A 13,546-nucleotide genomic window follows, 5' to 3' on the forward strand; every position below is an offset into this window, starting at 1 on the left:
AAACCATGGACCTGACTCCCCGCGAAAAAGACAAGCTGCTCATTTTTACGGCCGCGCTGCTGGCCGAACGGCGCCTGGCGCGCGGCTTGAAGCTCAATTATCCGGAAGCGGTGGCCCTGATCAGCGCCGCCATCATGGAAGGGGCGCGCGACGGCAAGTCGGTGGCGCAGCTGATGTCGGACGGCACGAAGATACTTTCGCGCGCGGACGTCATGGACGGCATCGCCGAGATGATCCCCGACATCCAGGTGGAAGCGACTTTCCCCGATGGCAGCAAGCTGGTGACCGTGCACCACCCGATACCGTAGTTTTTTTTGCGAAGGAGCCCCTCATGACCCCAGGCGAATACCAGTTGGAAGAAGGCGAAATCAGCTTGAACGCGGGGCGCGCCACGGCCACCGTGGTGGTGGCCAACCGCGGCGACCGGCCCATCCAGGTCGGCTCGCACTTCCACTTTTTTGAAGTCAACCCGGCGCTGGCCTTCGAGCGCTGGCGCGCCTACGGCATGCGCCTGAACATCACGGCCGGCACGGCCGTGCGCTTCGAGCCGGGCCAGCAGCGTACGGTGGAACTGGTGGCGCTGGCGGGCGAGCGCAAGGTGTTCGGCTTCAATGGCGCAGTGATGGGCGAACTGCAAGACACACCACCGGGAAAGGATTGAGATGGCCAGCATTCCCCGCAGCGCGTATGCCGAGATGTTCGGCCCCACCAAGGGCGACCGCATCCGCCTGGCCGACACGGCACTGTTCATCGAGATCGAGCATGATTACGCGATCTACGGCGAAGAAGTGAAATTCGGCGGCGGTAAAGTCATCCGCGACGGCATGGGCCAGTCGCAGCGTTGTGCGGCCGAGGTGATGGACACCGTCATCACGAATGCCGTCATCCTCGACCACTGGGGCATCGTGAAGGCGGACATCGGCCTGAAAAACGGCCTGATCTTCGGCATCGGCAAGGCGGGCAACCCGGACATCCAGCCCGGCGTCACGCTCGCCATCGGCGGCGCCACCGAGATCATCGCCGGCGAAGGCATGATCGTCACGGCCGGCGGCGTCGACACGCATATCCACTTCATCTGCCCGCAGCAGATCGAGGAAGCGCTGATGAGCGGCGTGACCACCATGCTGGGCGGCGGCACGGGGCCGGCCGTGGGCACGGCCGCCACCACCTGCACGCCGGGACCGTGGCACTTGCACGCCATGCTGGCGGCGGCCGACGCCTTCCCGATGAACCTGGGCTTCATGGGCAAAGGCAACGTCAGTTTGCCGCTGCCCCTGGAAGAACAGGTGCGCGCGGGCGCCATCGGCCTGAAACTGCACGAGGACTGGGGCAGCACGCCGGCCGCCATCGACAATTGCCTGTCCGTGGCCGACCGCATGGATATCCAGGTGGCGCTGCACAGCGATACCCTCAACGAAGGGGGCTTCCTCGAACACACCCTGGCTGCCTTCAAGGACCGCACCATCCACACCTTCCACACGGAAGGGGCGGGCGGCGGCCATGCGCCCGACATCATCGCCGCCGTGGGCCAGTCCAATGTGCTGCCCTCGTCGACCAACCCGACGCGCCCGTTTACCGTCAACACGCTCGACGAGCACCTGGACATGCTGATGGTATGCCACCACCTGGACCCGGCCATTGCCGAAGACGTGGCCTTTGCCGAGTCGCGCATCCGCCGCGAAACCATCGCCGCCGAAGACATCCTGCACGATATCGGCGCCATCTCGATGATGTCGTCCGACTCGCAAGCCATGGGCCGCGTGGGCGAAGTGATCATGCGCACCTGGCAGACGGCGCACAAGATGAAGGTGCAGCGGGGCGCGCTGGCGCCCGACACGGCGCGCAGCGACAACTTCCGCGCCAAGCGCTACATCGCCAAGTACACGATCAACCCGGCCATCACGCACGGGATATCGCACGTGGTGGGTTCCATCGAGGCGGGCAAGATCGCCGATATCGTGCTGTGGAAGCCGGCCTTTTTCGGCGTCAAGCCGTCGATGATACTCAAGGGGGGCATGATCGCGGCCGCGCAGATGGGCGACCCGAACGCCTCGATTCCCACGCCGCAGCCCGTGCATTACCGCATGATGTTCGGCGCCTTCGGCGGCGGCCTGAAAAAGTCGTTTACGTTCGTCTCGCAGGCGGCCTACGAGCTCGATATCGGGCATCAGCTCAAACTCAATAAATCCGTCATCGCCGTGAAAAACATGCGCGGCTTGCGCAAGGCCGACATGATCCACAACGGCGCCACGCCGCACATGGAAGTGGACCCGGAAACCTATGCCGTGCGCGCCGACGGCCAGCTGCTCGTGTGCGAGGCGGCGGCCGTGCTGCCCATGGCGCAGCGTTATTTTCTATTTTAAGCGGGAGACAAGCATGCTCACTTTGCATACCAAATTAGGTCCCGACGATGACCGCGCGCCGTTTGCCCAACTGGTGCTGCCCTACGACCAGCGCGAAAAATGCCGTCTGCGCGCCGTGTTGTCGAATGGCGACGACGTGGCCGTGTTCACCGTGCGCGGCACGGTGCTGCGCGACGGCGAGCGCATGACGGGGCCGGGCGGGCAGGTGGTGCAGATCGTCGCCGCGCGCGAACCGACCTACCTGGTGCGCTGCGCGGATGCGCACACTCTGCTGCGTTGCGCTTTTCACCTGGGGAACCGTCACACGCAGGCGCAGGTGGGCGACGGCTTTTTGCGCATCCGTAAGGACGTGGTGTTGAGGGAGATGCTCGAAGGCTTGCAGGCGACCGTGACAGAGGAAGACGCGCCGTTCGAGCCGGAAGCGGGCGCCTACGGCGGCGGCCATGGCCACCACGACGGCCACGGCCAGCATTTGCTGGCACCCGTGCCGCTGCGGCAGAAAATCCACCGTCCCGGCGATGCACCGGGCGCCGCCTGATGCAGGCGTCGGCCCTGCTGCATCTGCTGCAGTTCGCCAGCCCGGCCTTGCCGATCGGCGCCTACAGCTATTCGCAGGGGCTGGAAGCGGCGCTGGAATCGGGCCTGGTGACGGATGCGGCCATGGCGCGCGCATGGATCGCGCAACATCTGGCGCAGGTGGTGGCGCGCTGGGAGGCGCCTTTGTGCTGGCGCTTGATGCAGGCGTTTGCAGCGCAGGACCTGGGCGCCGTGCAGCGCTGGAGCGAGCGTTTCATCGCTTCGCGCGACACGGCGGAATTTCGCGCCGAAACCATCCAGATGGGATACTCGCTGACCAAATTGCTGGCCGAGCTGGGCGTGGCCGACGGCGTGCTGATCGACATGCTGCAGGGCGAGCCGGAAGTGGCCCTGCCCACCGCGTATGCCTGCGCCGTGGCGGCACTGGCCATCCCGCGTGAAGAGGCGCTGCTGGCCATGCTGTTCGCCTGGGCGGAAAACCAGGTGCTCGTCTGCGTGAAATCCGTGCCGCTGGGGCAGGTGGCGGGCCAGCGCCTGCTGCTGTCGCTGCGGCCGGACCTGGAAGCGACGGCCCTGACGGCGCAAACCTTGCAAGACGACGAGATGGGCAACTGGGCGCCGGGCCTGTCGCTGCTGTCGATGCGGCACGAAGTGCAGTACAGCCGCCTGTACCGTTCCTGAACTATTCAACGAGAGAGCAAACATGACATCGATTACCTCCAATCCCCTGCGCGTGGGCATCGGCGGCCCCGTTGGCTCGGGCAAGACGGCCCTGTGCGAAATGCTGTGCAAGGGCATGCGCGAGCGCTACGACATGGCCGTCATCACGAACGACATCTACACCAAGGAAGACATGGAAATCCTGTTGCGCGCCGATGCCTTGCCGGCCGAACGCCTGATGGGCGTGGAGACGGGCGGCTGTCCGCACACGGCGATCCGCGAAGATGCGTCGATCAACCTGGAAGCGATCGCGCGCATGCAGGCCGATTTTCCCGATCTCGACCTGATCCTGGTCGAATCGGGCGGGGACAATCTGGCTGCCACCTTCAGCCCGGAACTGTCGGACCTGACGATCTACGTGATCGATGTGGCCGGCGGCGAAAAAATCCCGCGCAAGGGCGGCCCCGGCATCACGCGCTCCGACTTGTTGATCATCAACAAGACGGACCTGGCGCCGTACGTGGGCGCCAACCTCGACATCATGGCGCAGGACGCCAGGCGCATGCGCGGCGAGCGGCCCTTCGTGTTCACCAACCTGCGCAGCGGCGACGGCGTGCAGGCCGTGATCGATTTTATCCGCGAGCAAGGTTTGCTCGATCAACCCGGCAAGGAGCTGCAATGAGCGCAACACTGATGACAAAAACGGCCGCCGTCGCGGCACTGTGCCTGCTGGCCGTGCCCGCCATGGCCCACCCCGGTCATGGCGACAGCGTGGGCTTCCTGGCCGGCTTCGCCCATCCGTTCACGGGCATCGACCATTTGCTGGCCATGCTGGGCGTGGGTCTCTGGGGCGGCCAGCAGCGCCGCGGCTGGGGCCAGCCCGCCACTTTCCTCGGCATGATGCTGTTCGGCGCGCTGGCCGGCATGGCGGGCTTGACGGTGCCCGGGCTGGAAACGGGCATCGCCGCGACGGTGGCGCTGGTGGGACTGGCCATCGCGCTGGCGCTGGCCTTGCCGAACTGGCTAGGCTTGGGATTGGTGGCCATGTTTGCGCTGGCGCATGGCAATGCGCATGGACAGGAATTGCCGTCCGCCTCGGCCGCGTGGGGTTTCATGCTGGCCTCGGCCATGCTGCTGTGTGCGGGACGTTTCACCGGCCAGGTGCTGGCCGAGCGCGTGCTGCGCCTGGCCGGCGTGGCCTTGACGGCCGCCGGCGTGGTGCTGATGGGAATGAATTAAGGGGCGGGGCGCTTGTCGGACAGAACGATGGGCGCGGCTTTTTCCGGATGCAAGCCCTGGTGGCCCGCATACACGGCGGCAATCGCCGCCATGTCGGCATCCTTGTCGCCCGTCAAGTATAAGTGGTCGACGACGCCCAGCACCTTGTTCGGGTAGTCGATGTAGACCAGCAACAGCGGCACCTTGGCGGCGACGGCCAGGTGATAGAAGCCGCTTTTCCAGTTCGGACGGTAGCTGCGCGTCGCTTCCGGCGTGATGGCCAGCCAGTACCAGTCGGCGGCCAGCATGCGCTCGGCCTGGCGCTGGATCGTGCCGCTGGTGGTGCTGCGGTCGACTGGTTCGCCGCCCAGGTAGCGCAGCACCTTGCCCATGGGGCCGCGGAACAGCGAATCCTTGGCCAGCCAGCGGAACGGCAGCGAAAGCGCCCATTTTCCGAACAGGCCCACCATGAAATCCCAGTTCGACGTGTGCGGGTAGACGACGGCGATGCCGCGCGGCCCCGGCAAGGGGCGGAAGCGCATGCGCCAGCCGAACAGGTGCAGCACGCGCAGCGCGCAGCGCTGGTGCCAGGTCGGCAAGTCGCCCGCTTGTACAAATAAATCGTCCATTGATACCCTTCAGTGACACTGTTCTTAATGGGATGGCGCTGGTGGCCATTTTCCGTGAAGCAAAAATTCTGCGCAGGCATTCTATACGGGGCTGGCGGTGGCGACAAGCAGCGAAGGCCGCTATCCATGCGGTGTCGGGGTCGTTTACACTGCCATTTTAACCATGCTTGCTTCCTGTGCCGGGCACTAAATGCACGGTATGTGGTCAAAACTTGATGCAAGGTTGATCCACCCGCTATGGAGCCATGGCATGAAAAACAGTATCGACGATGTACATGGGGAGCATGTTCGAACGGACACAGTGATGGCCGAGCTCGTTGAGCGTGGCGTGGCGTTTCATCATGCCCTGGGGCGAACGGTGGCGACCGCCTATTTGCGCGAGCACGCGGTGCCGGCCGAAGTAATACGCCGCGTCTTCAGCAGCGTGCAGGCGCGCCGCCCGGCCCGGCCGGCACGGCGCCGATGGCGCTGAAGGGCAGGTAAAAACGGCGGGCGCCGCGATCGTCACGCGGTCAGTGCGTTGGTATCGTTGCGCCCGCCGCCAAGGGGGGGGCGGCGCAGTGCCGCTCGTGCTCAGGGGGCCGTTCAGGCTTGTGCGGCCAGCGCCGGGTAGTCCGTGTAGCCGGCGGCGTCCGGTGCATACAGGGTGTCCGGGTTCAGCGGATTCAATGGCGCGTCGCTGTGCAGGCGGATGGGCAGGTCGGGGTTGGCGATGAACCACAGGCCGAAGGCCACGGCATCGGCTTCGCCCTTGGCCAGCAAGGCTTCGACCGCCGCCTTGTCCATTTTCTCGTTGGCAATGTACACGCCGCCAAATTCCTGCTTCAAATAGGGGCCCAGGCGGTCGTCACCGAGCGCTTCGCGGGCGCAGATGAAGGCGATGCCCCGTTTGCCCAGTTCGCGCGCCACATAGCCGAAGGTGGCGCGCGGGTCGGAATCGCCCATGTCGTGCGCGTCGCGGCGCGGCGCCAGGTGCATGCCGACCTTGTCCGCGCCCCACACGGCTATGCAGGCGTCCGTCACTTCCAGCATCAATCGGGCGCGGTTTTCAATCGAACCGCCGTAGTTATCGGTGCGCAAGTTGGTACTGTCTTGCAGGAACTGGTCGAGCAGATACCCATTGGCGCCATGGATTTCCACGCCGTCGAAGCCCGCTTTCTTTGCATTTTCGGCGCCCAGGCGGTAGGCCGCCACGATGCCGGGGATTTCTTTCGCGTCCAGCGCGCGCGGCGTGACGAATTCCTGTTGCGGGCGCACCAGGCTGACGTGGCCGGCCGGCTTGACGGCGCTGGGTGCCACGGGCAAATCGCCATTCAGGAACAGGGGCGCGGAAATGCGGCCCACATGCCACAGTTGCAGCACGATCTTGCCACCCGCCTCATGCACTGCGCGGGTGATGTGTTTCCAGCCTTCCACCTGCTCGTCGGACCAGATACCGGGCGTGTCCGCGTAGCCCACGCCCTGCGGCGTGACGGCCGTCGCTTCCGAGATGATCATGCCGGCCGAAGCGCGCTGCGCGTAGTACTCGGCCATCAGGGCGTTGGGCACGCGGCCCGGATTGCCGGCGCGCGAACGCGTCAGCGGCGCCATGATGATGCGGTTTTTCAGTTGCAGGCTGCCGATGGTGATGGGGGCGAATAGGGTTGTCATGATTGTCATTTCCTTGTGGGGGGCCGGTCGGGCGGCGTTGAGATGGGGATGCTTACAAACCTTGTTGCATGTGGTCGAGAAAGGCCGCGATGGTGGTTTCGTTGCGGCTGAAGAAACTCCATTGGCCCACCTTGGTGGCCGAAATCAGGCCCGCCTTCTGCAGGCTGGCCAGGTGCGCCGACACCGTCGATTGCGACAGGTTCAGGCGGCGGTCGATCAGGCCGGCGCACACGCCCAGGTGCAGCGGGTGGTCCTGTTCCTGGAAATACTGTTCGGGTTCCTTCAGCCATTGCAAAATCTGCCGGCGCACGGGATTGGCCAGCGCCTTGTGGATGGCGTCGATATCCATGTTGTTTCTCCTCAATACACAATTCGCTTTTCAGCGATGTATATATCGTGATTGTTCAATTTTAATATCGTTATATTGCGATATACGTATCTTACGATATAAATGAAAAGCGTGCCGGCGGCGCGCGTTTTTGAAAGCTCAGGCGGGAAGGGGATTGCGCTGCAGCACGGCCGGGCCCGTCAGCACGATGCGCACCAGGTCCACCTGGCGCTGGGCGCCGGCCTTGGCGGTGGCGCTCTTGATTTGAGTGCGCGCCGTGTGGATGGAGATGCGTTGGCGTTCGGCGTATTCCTGCAGGGAGTAGCCGTTGACGAGCGCTTCCGTCAGGCGCGCCTCGGCCACGGTCATGCCATAGAAATTACGCAGGGTCGCCGCCAGGGAGGTGATCAGGTCGCTGCTGTCGCTGAGGAAGACGGCGATGGCGCTGGCCGAGCCGAACGGGCTGTGCCAGGAGGGCAGGGGCGTGACGCGCAGGCGCAGCTGTTCTCCCGTCAAGCCGTTCAGGTTGAGCACGCCGCCGGGGCCGCCTGCCGCTGTCGTGCCCGTTTGGGCCGCCTCGTGCAGCATGCGCCGCAGCGCGCCGTTGTCCGCTTCGCGCGGGCAATACAGGGGCGCTCCCTCGCGCAGCTGCAGCAAGCGCGTTGACGCCGTCATGGCCAGCGCCCGCTCGTTGGCGTACAGCAATTGTGAGGTGGCGTCGAGCAACAGTACGCCGAACGGCAGCAATTCCAGCACCTGGGTGGAACTCTGGGACAGCACTTCCAGCCGGCGCAGTTTGCGCTGCAGGGCAAAGGCCGTCTGCAGGTGCGGCATCAGGCTGCGGATCAGCGCCAGCTCGCCCGCCTCGTAGACGCCCGCCTGTTCGCGGCGTACCACGGTGACGTTGGTGGAGCGCTCGGCGCGCAATTCGACGATGGCCGCCGCCGTATAGAAGATGTCTTGCGGGCGCAGCCAGTCCGTCCAGTACTCGGTTTTCTTCAGGCAATGGTCGGGAAACAGCATGGAGCCGGTGACGACGGCGCCCTCGCGGTGCAGGGTGGCGTCTTCCAGCCACACATTGCGCGCGCCGTAGTAGCTGGCAAAGCTGGCCATGGCCTCCGATTCGAAGCCATACGTGGCGGCCAGGCCGCTGCCCGGCAGCTGCACGTCGACCGAGCGGTTGCTGAAATCATTGGCCCAGATCAAACCCGCGTGCGATTTCAGTTGTTGCGCAAGGGCGGCGAGGAATTGCGACCAAGCGCCATGCCGCGTGGCCGCTTCATAGATCAGGGTAATCAGTGCCTGGCTGGCGACGGCGAGCGATGGCGTCATTGGCGATCCTCATGCGGCAAGCGATGGACAAGATCGCGGGCGGCCTTTGCTATGGCCGCCCGGCTTCCTTAACGCGATTCCAGCCAGCTTTTGCCGCCGGAGGTGCACGTGCTGAGGCTGGCGTACTGGCTGATATAGTTATAGCCGCTGCCGCAGCCGCCTTCGCCGGATTTGACGGGGCCATAGCAAGCGCCTTCATAGCTGAGCTTACCATTGACGGTGGTGCTTTTGACACAGAAATTGTAGTTGCTGGCCGTGGTGTTGTTGGGCAAGGTGGCGCCGTTGTTTTGCCCGCAACCGAGTTCCTTGCTCACGGCGCGCGCATAGTCGACCATGTGCTGGTAGGTGCCACTGTAATAGGCATCCGCCTTGGCTTTGTCTCCCTGTTTGCAGGCGGCAACGAGGCTATCGTATCCCGAGTCCGCCTGGGCGTAGTTGCCCGATACCTGGATGCCACAGGCGCTGGCCTGCTTGCGTTCTGTATCGCTGATCAGATTGCTGTACAGGCAGCTTGACGAGGTGCCGCCGCTGGCACTGGTGGAGCCGCTGCCCGAGCCGCTGTCGTCGCTGCCGCCGCCACCGCAGGCGGACAGCATGAGGCAGCCGAGCAAAGTGACGGCAAAGGTGGTTGGATGTGCTTGCATGATTTCCCCTGTGGACTGTGACTTGCCACCATGTGTCTGGTGGTATCTTTTTTATTGCTACAAGGAATTGTATCGGGCGTGTTTCTTGGAAACATCACCCATTTGGGGTATGCGCGGGCGGCACGGAGTGGGGTAGGGCGGCCGGCTGGCCGCCTTGGCAGGGATCAGGCGAAGTGGAACAGCAGCAAGGCGATGACGGCCGGCACGGTTTGCAGGTAGAGGATACGCGCCATGACGGTGGCTGCGCCCCACACGCCGGCCACGGCGATGCAGGCCAGGCCGAAGACGGTGAATGCATGGGCGATGGCCGCGTCCGGGTGAAAAAAGCCCAGCGCCAGCGCGGCGACAAGAAAGCCGTTGTAGCAGCCCTGGTTCGACATGGCGGGGCGCACGATCTCCGCCTTTTCCTTGCTCAGGCCAAAGACCTTGCGTCCGCGCGCATCGAACAGCACGGTTTCCAGCAGCACGATGTAGACGTGCAGCAGCAGGATGAGGGCGGTAAGGATTTGGGCCAGTAGCAGCATCGTTGTTCCCGAGAGTGAATGGATGCGGCAATTATGCTGCCAGACGCATGTTTTTTGGCAACAGCACCAGAAAAAATGTGCTTGCGGCAAGACTTTTCACCCAATGGTATACTTTTCCTTTTGCTCCTGTGGGGACGACCCCGCTCGATGTGGGGGCTGCATGGCGGGGACGACCCTGCCGCCTCGGGAGAAAAGTATGGCGTGGATCATTCTGGTATTGGCGGGTTTGCTGGAAATCGGCTGGGCCATCGGCCTCAAGTACAGTGCCGGTTTTACCCGCCTCGTGCCCTCCGTCTTGACGGCGGTGTCCATGCTGGGCAGTGTGGTGATGCTGGGCCTGGCCTTGCGCACCTTGCCGCTGGGCACGGCGTACGCCATCTGGACGGGCATCGGCACCGTGGGCACGGCCATCTTCGGCATCATGGTGCTGGGCGAACCGGCCAGCGCCGCGCGCATCGCCTGCATCGCCCTGATCGTCTCCGGCATCCTGGGCTTGAAATTGCTCAGCCCGCAATAAAGGATGCCAGCATGAGTCTCGCCATGACGTATTTCTACCTGGCCATCGCCATCATCGCCGAAGTCATCGCCACCAGCGCCTTGAAGGCGTCCGACGGCTTCAGCCGCTTGTGGCCCAGCGTCATCACCGTGGTCGGCTACAGCATCGCCTTCTGGTGCCTGTCCCTGACCCTGAAGGTCATTCCTACCGGCATCGTGTATGCGATCTGGTCGGGCGTGGGCATCGTGCTCATTTCCGCCGTGGGCTGGTTCTGGTTCAAGCAAAGCCTCGATACGCCGGCCCTGATCGGCCTGGGGCTGATCATTGCCGGCGTGCTGGTGATTAATCTCTTCTCCAAATCAGTGGGACATTGATCAGAAGCTGCTGGCCACCCGCGCCAGGTAATACCACTCGGCATTGGCTTGCGCGTTGACGTCCGGGAAGAGGATATAGGCGTCGAATTCGGCCGTCACGGGCGTGCCGTCCGCGCGCACGCCGATCTGCTCGCCCTGTTTGACCTTGTCAAAGCTGGACCAGGTCTTGATGAAGCGGTCACTTGCATGCAGCTTGTCGTGCACGACGACCATGTTCAGCGCTTCCATGTCGGCATCGGCGATCGGTTCCGGTGGCGGCGCGTCGATGAAGCCGAGGAAGGCGAGCGTGTTCATGATGGCGCGGTAGGCCACATCCGGCGCGGCCGGGTCCGCGTGCTGGCCGCATTCCAGGGTCAGGGCATAGCCGCCCGTCGAGCGCATGTATTCCGTCGTGCCCACGCCATAGCGCAAGACCAGGCCCACCTGGTCGCTATTGCCTAGGCGGCGCTGCACGCCCTGACCGTAGGCATGCAGCCAGCCGTCGACGAAGCGGCGCACGCCCAGGCGGCGCGCCAGCGCGCGTTCTTTGTCTTCATGTTGAAACGGTTGCAGCGGACCGTCGTTGTTGCGCGGCCCCACCATGACGAAGGGCTGGCTGTCGGCATTGAACGAGTGCAAGTCGAGCAGCACGTCGTGCTGGCCCAGCAAGGGGCATAGCCAGTTGGCGATGCGGTCTTCGAAATCCTGTGGATTGTCGTTCGGAAACAGGTTGCGGTTCAGGTTGCGGTCGCCGCTGCGCACGCCCTTGGCGTAAGCCAGCGGGTTGGTGATGGGCACGAAGGTGACGCTGCCGGCCACGATGGAGAGGGCGCCGCTGTCGAGTTCAGCCATCACGCGTTGAATACCCTTGGTACCGCAGGTTTCATTGCCGTGCACGGCGCCCGTGACGATCAGGCGCGGGCCGCTGCCCTGGCCCGTGTAGTTGATGGACTTGAAGTGGAGTGCGCTGCTCATGCTGGACATATCCTATGCTGTTGCGGGAAGGGAAAGCGGGGTCGGCATATTTTAGCGGGATTCGCCGTGCACGCCTGCAAAAATGTGGCCATGGCGCACTCTGGCGTGGCATGATCGGCGCCACCGTTGTTTTCCCTTGCCGATTCCATGTCCAGTACGTTCCATCCTTCCCGCCTGTATGGCCTCGACACCTTGCGCGCGCTGGCCATCGTGCTCGTCTTCATGAACCATTATTTGCTGTTCGTCAGCGAGGGCGGGGCGTTCGGTTTCTGGGGCGAAATCGGCTGGGTAGGCGTGGACCTGTTCTTTGCCCTCAGCGGCTACCTGATCGGCAACCAGATCTTCGCGGCCTTGCGCAGCGCGCACGGCTTTTCACTGTCCCGCTTCTATGCGCGGCGTTTCCTGCGCACCTTGCCCAATTTTTATGTCGTGCTGGCTTTGTATTATGTGTGGCCCGCGTTTCGCGGCGATAGCGCGCTATTGCCGCTGTGGAAATTCCTGACGTTTACGCAAAACATCAATCTGACGCCGGGCACGGCGTTTTCCCATGCGTGGTCGCTGTGCGTGGAAGAGCAGTTCTACGTGCTGTTGCCGGCCGTGGCGCTGATGATCGCCGCCTGCCGCAAGTCGCTGCTGTGGGCCTGGCTGGCCGTGGCCGCCAGCTTGATCGTCGGCATGCTGGTGCGCGCCTACCTGTGGGATGAATACGTGCAAGTACCGCGCGGCGGCCTTGGCTATTACAAGTATATTTATTACGCGTCGTGGTGCCGCTTCGACGAACTGGTGGCGGGCGTGGCCTTGGCGCTGATGAAGAATTACCACCCTGGTGCCTGGGCGCGCCTGACCTCCTACGGCAACCGCACCTTGCTGGCGGGAATCGCGGGCACGGCGCTGATGTTTTATGTGTTTCTCACCGATCACTATGGCTATGCGGTGACCGTGTTCGGCTATCCGGCCCTGGCCGTCAGTTTCAGCTTGCTGCTGATCGCCGCGCTCAGTCCCGGCAGCGCATTATATAAATTGCGCGTGCCGGGTGCGGCCAGCCTGGCCCTGTGGTCGTATGCGATTTATCTGTTGCACAAGCAACTATGCATCCTGCTGCGCCCACTGTTGCAGGAGATGGGGTATGGGCCGGACGGCCTCGTGGCGATACTGATCAGTATCGCCGTCAGTATCTTTACGGGCTGGCTCTTGTATAGAGTGGTGGAAACGCCGTTCATGCGCTTGCGGGCGCGCTACGTTCCCGCCAATCACGCGTGATGATTACATGTCGATCACGTCGAGTCCCCGTGGCGTGCCGACCAGCAATTCCAGGATGGCATGCACGCGCAGATTCGTGTCTTCGTGTTCCGTGTTGTGGATCAGGGTGCGCAGGCCGGGCACGGCTTCCGCGATGTGGGGACTGGCATAGGCATTGATCAATAACAAGACAAGGTCCGTGGCGCCCGCGCCGGGCTGGCGCCGCAGCCGGTCGTGGATCACGTTCAGCAGCGCGCGCTGCATGCGCGGTGTGGGATTGGTGATGTAGGCGAAGACGCTCGGCGTGTTGGCAATGGCCGCGCAGAGGCGCCGTTCGATCTCGTCGGGTTTGACGTCGGAGGCGATATCGAAATACGCGGCTTCCCAGCGCGTGCGCGCGTAGGGGTGATTGGGCGGGAAGGAGTCGGCCGTTTCAAAACCGCAGATGCGGCTCAGGGTTTTCAGCCAGGCGAATAGGGTGGAGTTCATGCCGCGATTCTAGCGGCATTCCGCATGCACCGGGCCGACTCTATATAAAAGGGGCTGACGCCCGGGAAGCGGATGAAAAACAGATTAAAGTTTCCTGTAAAACAGCCCT

19 protein-coding genes are annotated in these 13,546 nt (G+C 63.7%); 11 read left to right on the top strand and 8 right to left on the bottom strand.

The genetic code is table 11. From position 1 onward, the window contains the following. The first annotated feature begins 5 nt into the window (after positions 1-5). From AC0V2Y_RS04305 to AC0V2Y_RS04335, 7 genes are read left to right on the top strand one after another with little or no spacing between them, the layout of a single operon-like run. Positions 6-308, top strand: coding sequence for an urease subunit gamma (locus tag AC0V2Y_RS04305; protein ID WP_034751936.1), 303 nt, complete (start codon positions 6-8; stop codon positions 306-308). A gap of 23 nt (positions 309-331) precedes the next feature. Beyond that, positions 332-661, top strand: coding sequence for an urease subunit beta (locus AC0V2Y_RS04310; protein ID WP_219306870.1), 330 nt, complete (start codon positions 332-334; stop codon positions 659-661). A 1-nt stretch (position 662) separates the two neighbouring features. After that, positions 663-2,363: an urease subunit alpha gene (gene ureC, locus AC0V2Y_RS04315; protein ID WP_475413976.1), complete on the top strand. Its 1,701-nt coding sequence runs from the start codon at positions 663-665 to the stop codon at positions 2,361-2,363. 13 nt (positions 2,364-2,376) lie between these two features. Then, a complete protein-coding gene (ureE, locus tag AC0V2Y_RS04320; RefSeq protein ID WP_475413975.1) occupies positions 2,377-2,901 on the top strand; it encodes an urease accessory protein UreE in 525 nt (174 codons plus the stop codon). Further along, the gene (locus tag AC0V2Y_RS04325) at positions 2,901-3,581 is read left to right on the top strand and encodes an urease accessory protein UreF (RefSeq protein WP_475413974.1); all 681 of its coding nucleotides are present in this window, start codon (positions 2,901-2,903) and stop codon (positions 3,579-3,581) included. The genes ureE and AC0V2Y_RS04325 overlap by 1 nt, the downstream gene beginning before the upstream one ends. 22 nt (positions 3,582-3,603) lie before the next feature. Further along, positions 3,604-4,242, top strand: a complete 639-nt coding sequence (ureG, locus tag AC0V2Y_RS04330; RefSeq protein ID WP_475413973.1) for an urease accessory protein UreG — start codon at positions 3,604-3,606, stop codon at positions 4,240-4,242. Beyond that, complete coding sequence (locus AC0V2Y_RS04335; protein ID WP_475413972.1) at positions 4,239-4,799, top strand: HupE/UreJ family protein; 561 nt, start codon at positions 4,239-4,241, stop codon at positions 4,797-4,799. Before ureG ends, AC0V2Y_RS04335 begins: the two co-directional genes overlap by 4 nt. Here the strand turns inward: AC0V2Y_RS04335 and AC0V2Y_RS04340 are convergent. Next, the gene (locus tag AC0V2Y_RS04340; RefSeq protein WP_475413971.1) at positions 4,796-5,407 is read right to left on the bottom strand and encodes a 1-acyl-sn-glycerol-3-phosphate acyltransferase; all 612 of its coding nucleotides are present in this window, start codon (positions 5,405-5,407) and stop codon (positions 4,796-4,798) included. The genes AC0V2Y_RS04335 and AC0V2Y_RS04340 overlap by 4 nt on opposite strands. Before the next feature lie 250 nt (positions 5,408-5,657). On the opposite strand from AC0V2Y_RS04340, the gene AC0V2Y_RS04345 reads away from it, so the two are divergent. After that, complete coding sequence (locus AC0V2Y_RS04345) at positions 5,658-5,879, top strand: hypothetical protein (RefSeq protein WP_475413970.1); 222 nt, start codon at positions 5,658-5,660, stop codon at positions 5,877-5,879. Between the two features lie 113 nt (positions 5,880-5,992). Here AC0V2Y_RS04345 and AC0V2Y_RS04350 read toward each other — a convergent pair whose 3' ends face one another. The 5 genes from AC0V2Y_RS04350 to AC0V2Y_RS04370 all read right to left on the bottom strand — a co-directional run bounded on the left by AC0V2Y_RS04350 (position 5,993) and on the right by AC0V2Y_RS04370 (position 9,885). Beyond that, positions 5,993-7,057: an alkene reductase gene (locus tag AC0V2Y_RS04350; protein ID WP_475413969.1), complete on the bottom strand. Its 1,065-nt coding sequence runs from the start codon at positions 7,055-7,057 to the stop codon at positions 5,993-5,995. 52 nt (positions 7,058-7,109) lie between these two features. After that, positions 7,110-7,406, bottom strand: a complete 297-nt coding sequence (locus AC0V2Y_RS04355; protein ID WP_475413968.1) for an ArsR/SmtB family transcription factor — start codon at positions 7,404-7,406, stop codon at positions 7,110-7,112. Positions 7,407-7,544: 138 nt separating this feature from the next. After that, a complete protein-coding gene (locus AC0V2Y_RS04360; RefSeq protein ID WP_475413967.1) occupies positions 7,545-8,717 on the bottom strand; it encodes a helix-turn-helix transcriptional regulator in 1,173 nt (390 codons plus the stop codon). Between the two features lie 68 nt (positions 8,718-8,785). Further along, positions 8,786-9,361 carry a hypothetical protein gene (locus AC0V2Y_RS04365; RefSeq protein ID WP_475413966.1) on the bottom strand — a complete coding sequence of 192 codons (576 nt, stop codon included), beginning with the start codon at positions 9,359-9,361 and terminating at the stop codon, positions 8,786-8,788. Between the two features lie 164 nt (positions 9,362-9,525). Further along, positions 9,526-9,885, bottom strand: a complete 360-nt coding sequence (locus AC0V2Y_RS04370; protein WP_475413965.1) for a DUF1304 domain-containing protein — start codon at positions 9,883-9,885, stop codon at positions 9,526-9,528. Between the two features lie 196 nt (positions 9,886-10,081). Between AC0V2Y_RS04370 and sugE the strand changes: the two genes are divergently transcribed. Both sugE and AC0V2Y_RS04380 read left to right on the top strand, forming a co-directional pair. Then, complete coding sequence (sugE, locus tag AC0V2Y_RS04375; RefSeq protein ID WP_070217981.1) at positions 10,082-10,402, top strand: quaternary ammonium compound efflux SMR transporter SugE; 321 nt, start codon at positions 10,082-10,084, stop codon at positions 10,400-10,402. A 23-nt stretch (positions 10,403-10,425) separates the two neighbouring features. Then, positions 10,426-10,755 carry an SMR family transporter gene (locus AC0V2Y_RS04380; RefSeq protein WP_150131135.1) on the top strand — a complete coding sequence of 110 codons (330 nt, stop codon included), beginning with the start codon at positions 10,426-10,428 and terminating at the stop codon, positions 10,753-10,755. On the opposite strand, the gene AC0V2Y_RS04385 is transcribed toward AC0V2Y_RS04380, so the two are convergent. Further along, positions 10,756-11,718, bottom strand: coding sequence for a M14 family metallopeptidase (locus AC0V2Y_RS04385; protein WP_475413964.1), 963 nt, complete (start codon positions 11,716-11,718; stop codon positions 10,756-10,758). It lies immediately after the preceding gene. A 138-nt stretch (positions 11,719-11,856) separates the two neighbouring features. Here AC0V2Y_RS04385 and AC0V2Y_RS04390 point away from each other — a divergent pair, with 138 nt between their 5' ends. Then, entirely contained in the window at positions 11,857-12,969 is a 1,113-nt protein-coding gene (locus AC0V2Y_RS04390) for an acyltransferase family protein (protein ID WP_475413963.1), read from the top strand. Between the two features lie 3 nt (positions 12,970-12,972). On the opposite strand, the gene AC0V2Y_RS04395 is transcribed toward AC0V2Y_RS04390, so the two are convergent. After that, positions 12,973-13,437, bottom strand: a complete 465-nt coding sequence (locus AC0V2Y_RS04395) for a hypothetical protein (protein ID WP_475413962.1) — start codon at positions 13,435-13,437, stop codon at positions 12,973-12,975. Positions 13,438-13,546: the final 109 nt, after the last annotated feature.

This window comes from Janthinobacterium sp. BHSEK, from assembly GCF_056174685.1.

What these genes read in the sequence shown, in the direction of transcription:
- AC0V2Y_RS04390 (WP_475413963.1), top strand. Translation starts at nt 11,857, where the DNA reads ATGTCCAGTACGTTCCATCCTTCCCGCCTGTATGGCCTCGACACCTTG.
- AC0V2Y_RS04340 (WP_475413971.1), bottom strand. Translation starts at nt 5,407, where the DNA reads ATGGACGATTTATTTGTACAAGCGGGCGACTTGCCGACCTGGCACCAG.
- AC0V2Y_RS04305 (WP_034751936.1), top strand. Translation starts at nt 6, where the DNA reads ATGGACCTGACTCCCCGCGAAAAAGACAAGCTGCTCATTTTTACGGCC.
- ureC (WP_475413976.1), top strand. Translation starts at nt 663, where the DNA reads ATGGCCAGCATTCCCCGCAGCGCGTATGCCGAGATGTTCGGCCCCACC.
- ureG (WP_475413973.1), top strand. Translation starts at nt 3,604, where the DNA reads ATGACATCGATTACCTCCAATCCCCTGCGCGTGGGCATCGGCGGCCCC.
- AC0V2Y_RS04380 (WP_150131135.1), top strand. Translation starts at nt 10,426, where the DNA reads ATGACGTATTTCTACCTGGCCATCGCCATCATCGCCGAAGTCATCGCC.
- AC0V2Y_RS04325 (WP_475413974.1), top strand. Translation starts at nt 2,901, where the DNA reads ATGCAGGCGTCGGCCCTGCTGCATCTGCTGCAGTTCGCCAGCCCGGCC.
- AC0V2Y_RS04335 (WP_475413972.1), top strand. Translation starts at nt 4,239, where the DNA reads ATGAGCGCAACACTGATGACAAAAACGGCCGCCGTCGCGGCACTGTGC.
- AC0V2Y_RS04350 (WP_475413969.1), bottom strand. Translation starts at nt 7,057, where the DNA reads ATGACAACCCTATTCGCCCCCATCACCATCGGCAGCCTGCAACTGAAA.
- AC0V2Y_RS04355 (WP_475413968.1), bottom strand. Translation starts at nt 7,406, where the DNA reads ATGGATATCGACGCCATCCACAAGGCGCTGGCCAATCCCGTGCGCCGG.
- ureE (WP_475413975.1), top strand. Translation starts at nt 2,377, where the DNA reads ATGCTCACTTTGCATACCAAATTAGGTCCCGACGATGACCGCGCGCCG.
- AC0V2Y_RS04310 (WP_219306870.1), top strand. Translation starts at nt 332, where the DNA reads ATGACCCCAGGCGAATACCAGTTGGAAGAAGGCGAAATCAGCTTGAAC.
- AC0V2Y_RS04370 (WP_475413965.1), bottom strand. Translation starts at nt 9,885, where the DNA reads ATGCTGCTACTGGCCCAAATCCTTACCGCCCTCATCCTGCTGCTGCAC.
- AC0V2Y_RS04385 (WP_475413964.1), bottom strand. Translation starts at nt 11,718, where the DNA reads ATGTCCAGCATGAGCAGCGCACTCCACTTCAAGTCCATCAACTACACG.
- AC0V2Y_RS04360 (WP_475413967.1), bottom strand. Translation starts at nt 8,717, where the DNA reads ATGACGCCATCGCTCGCCGTCGCCAGCCAGGCACTGATTACCCTGATC.
- sugE (WP_070217981.1), top strand. Translation starts at nt 10,082, where the DNA reads ATGGCGTGGATCATTCTGGTATTGGCGGGTTTGCTGGAAATCGGCTGG.
- AC0V2Y_RS04345 (WP_475413970.1), top strand. Translation starts at nt 5,658, where the DNA reads ATGAAAAACAGTATCGACGATGTACATGGGGAGCATGTTCGAACGGAC.
- AC0V2Y_RS04395 (WP_475413962.1), bottom strand. Translation starts at nt 13,437, where the DNA reads ATGAACTCCACCCTATTCGCCTGGCTGAAAACCCTGAGCCGCATCTGC.
- AC0V2Y_RS04365 (WP_475413966.1), bottom strand. Translation starts at nt 9,361, where the DNA reads ATGCAAGCACATCCAACCACCTTTGCCGTCACTTTGCTCGGCTGCCTC.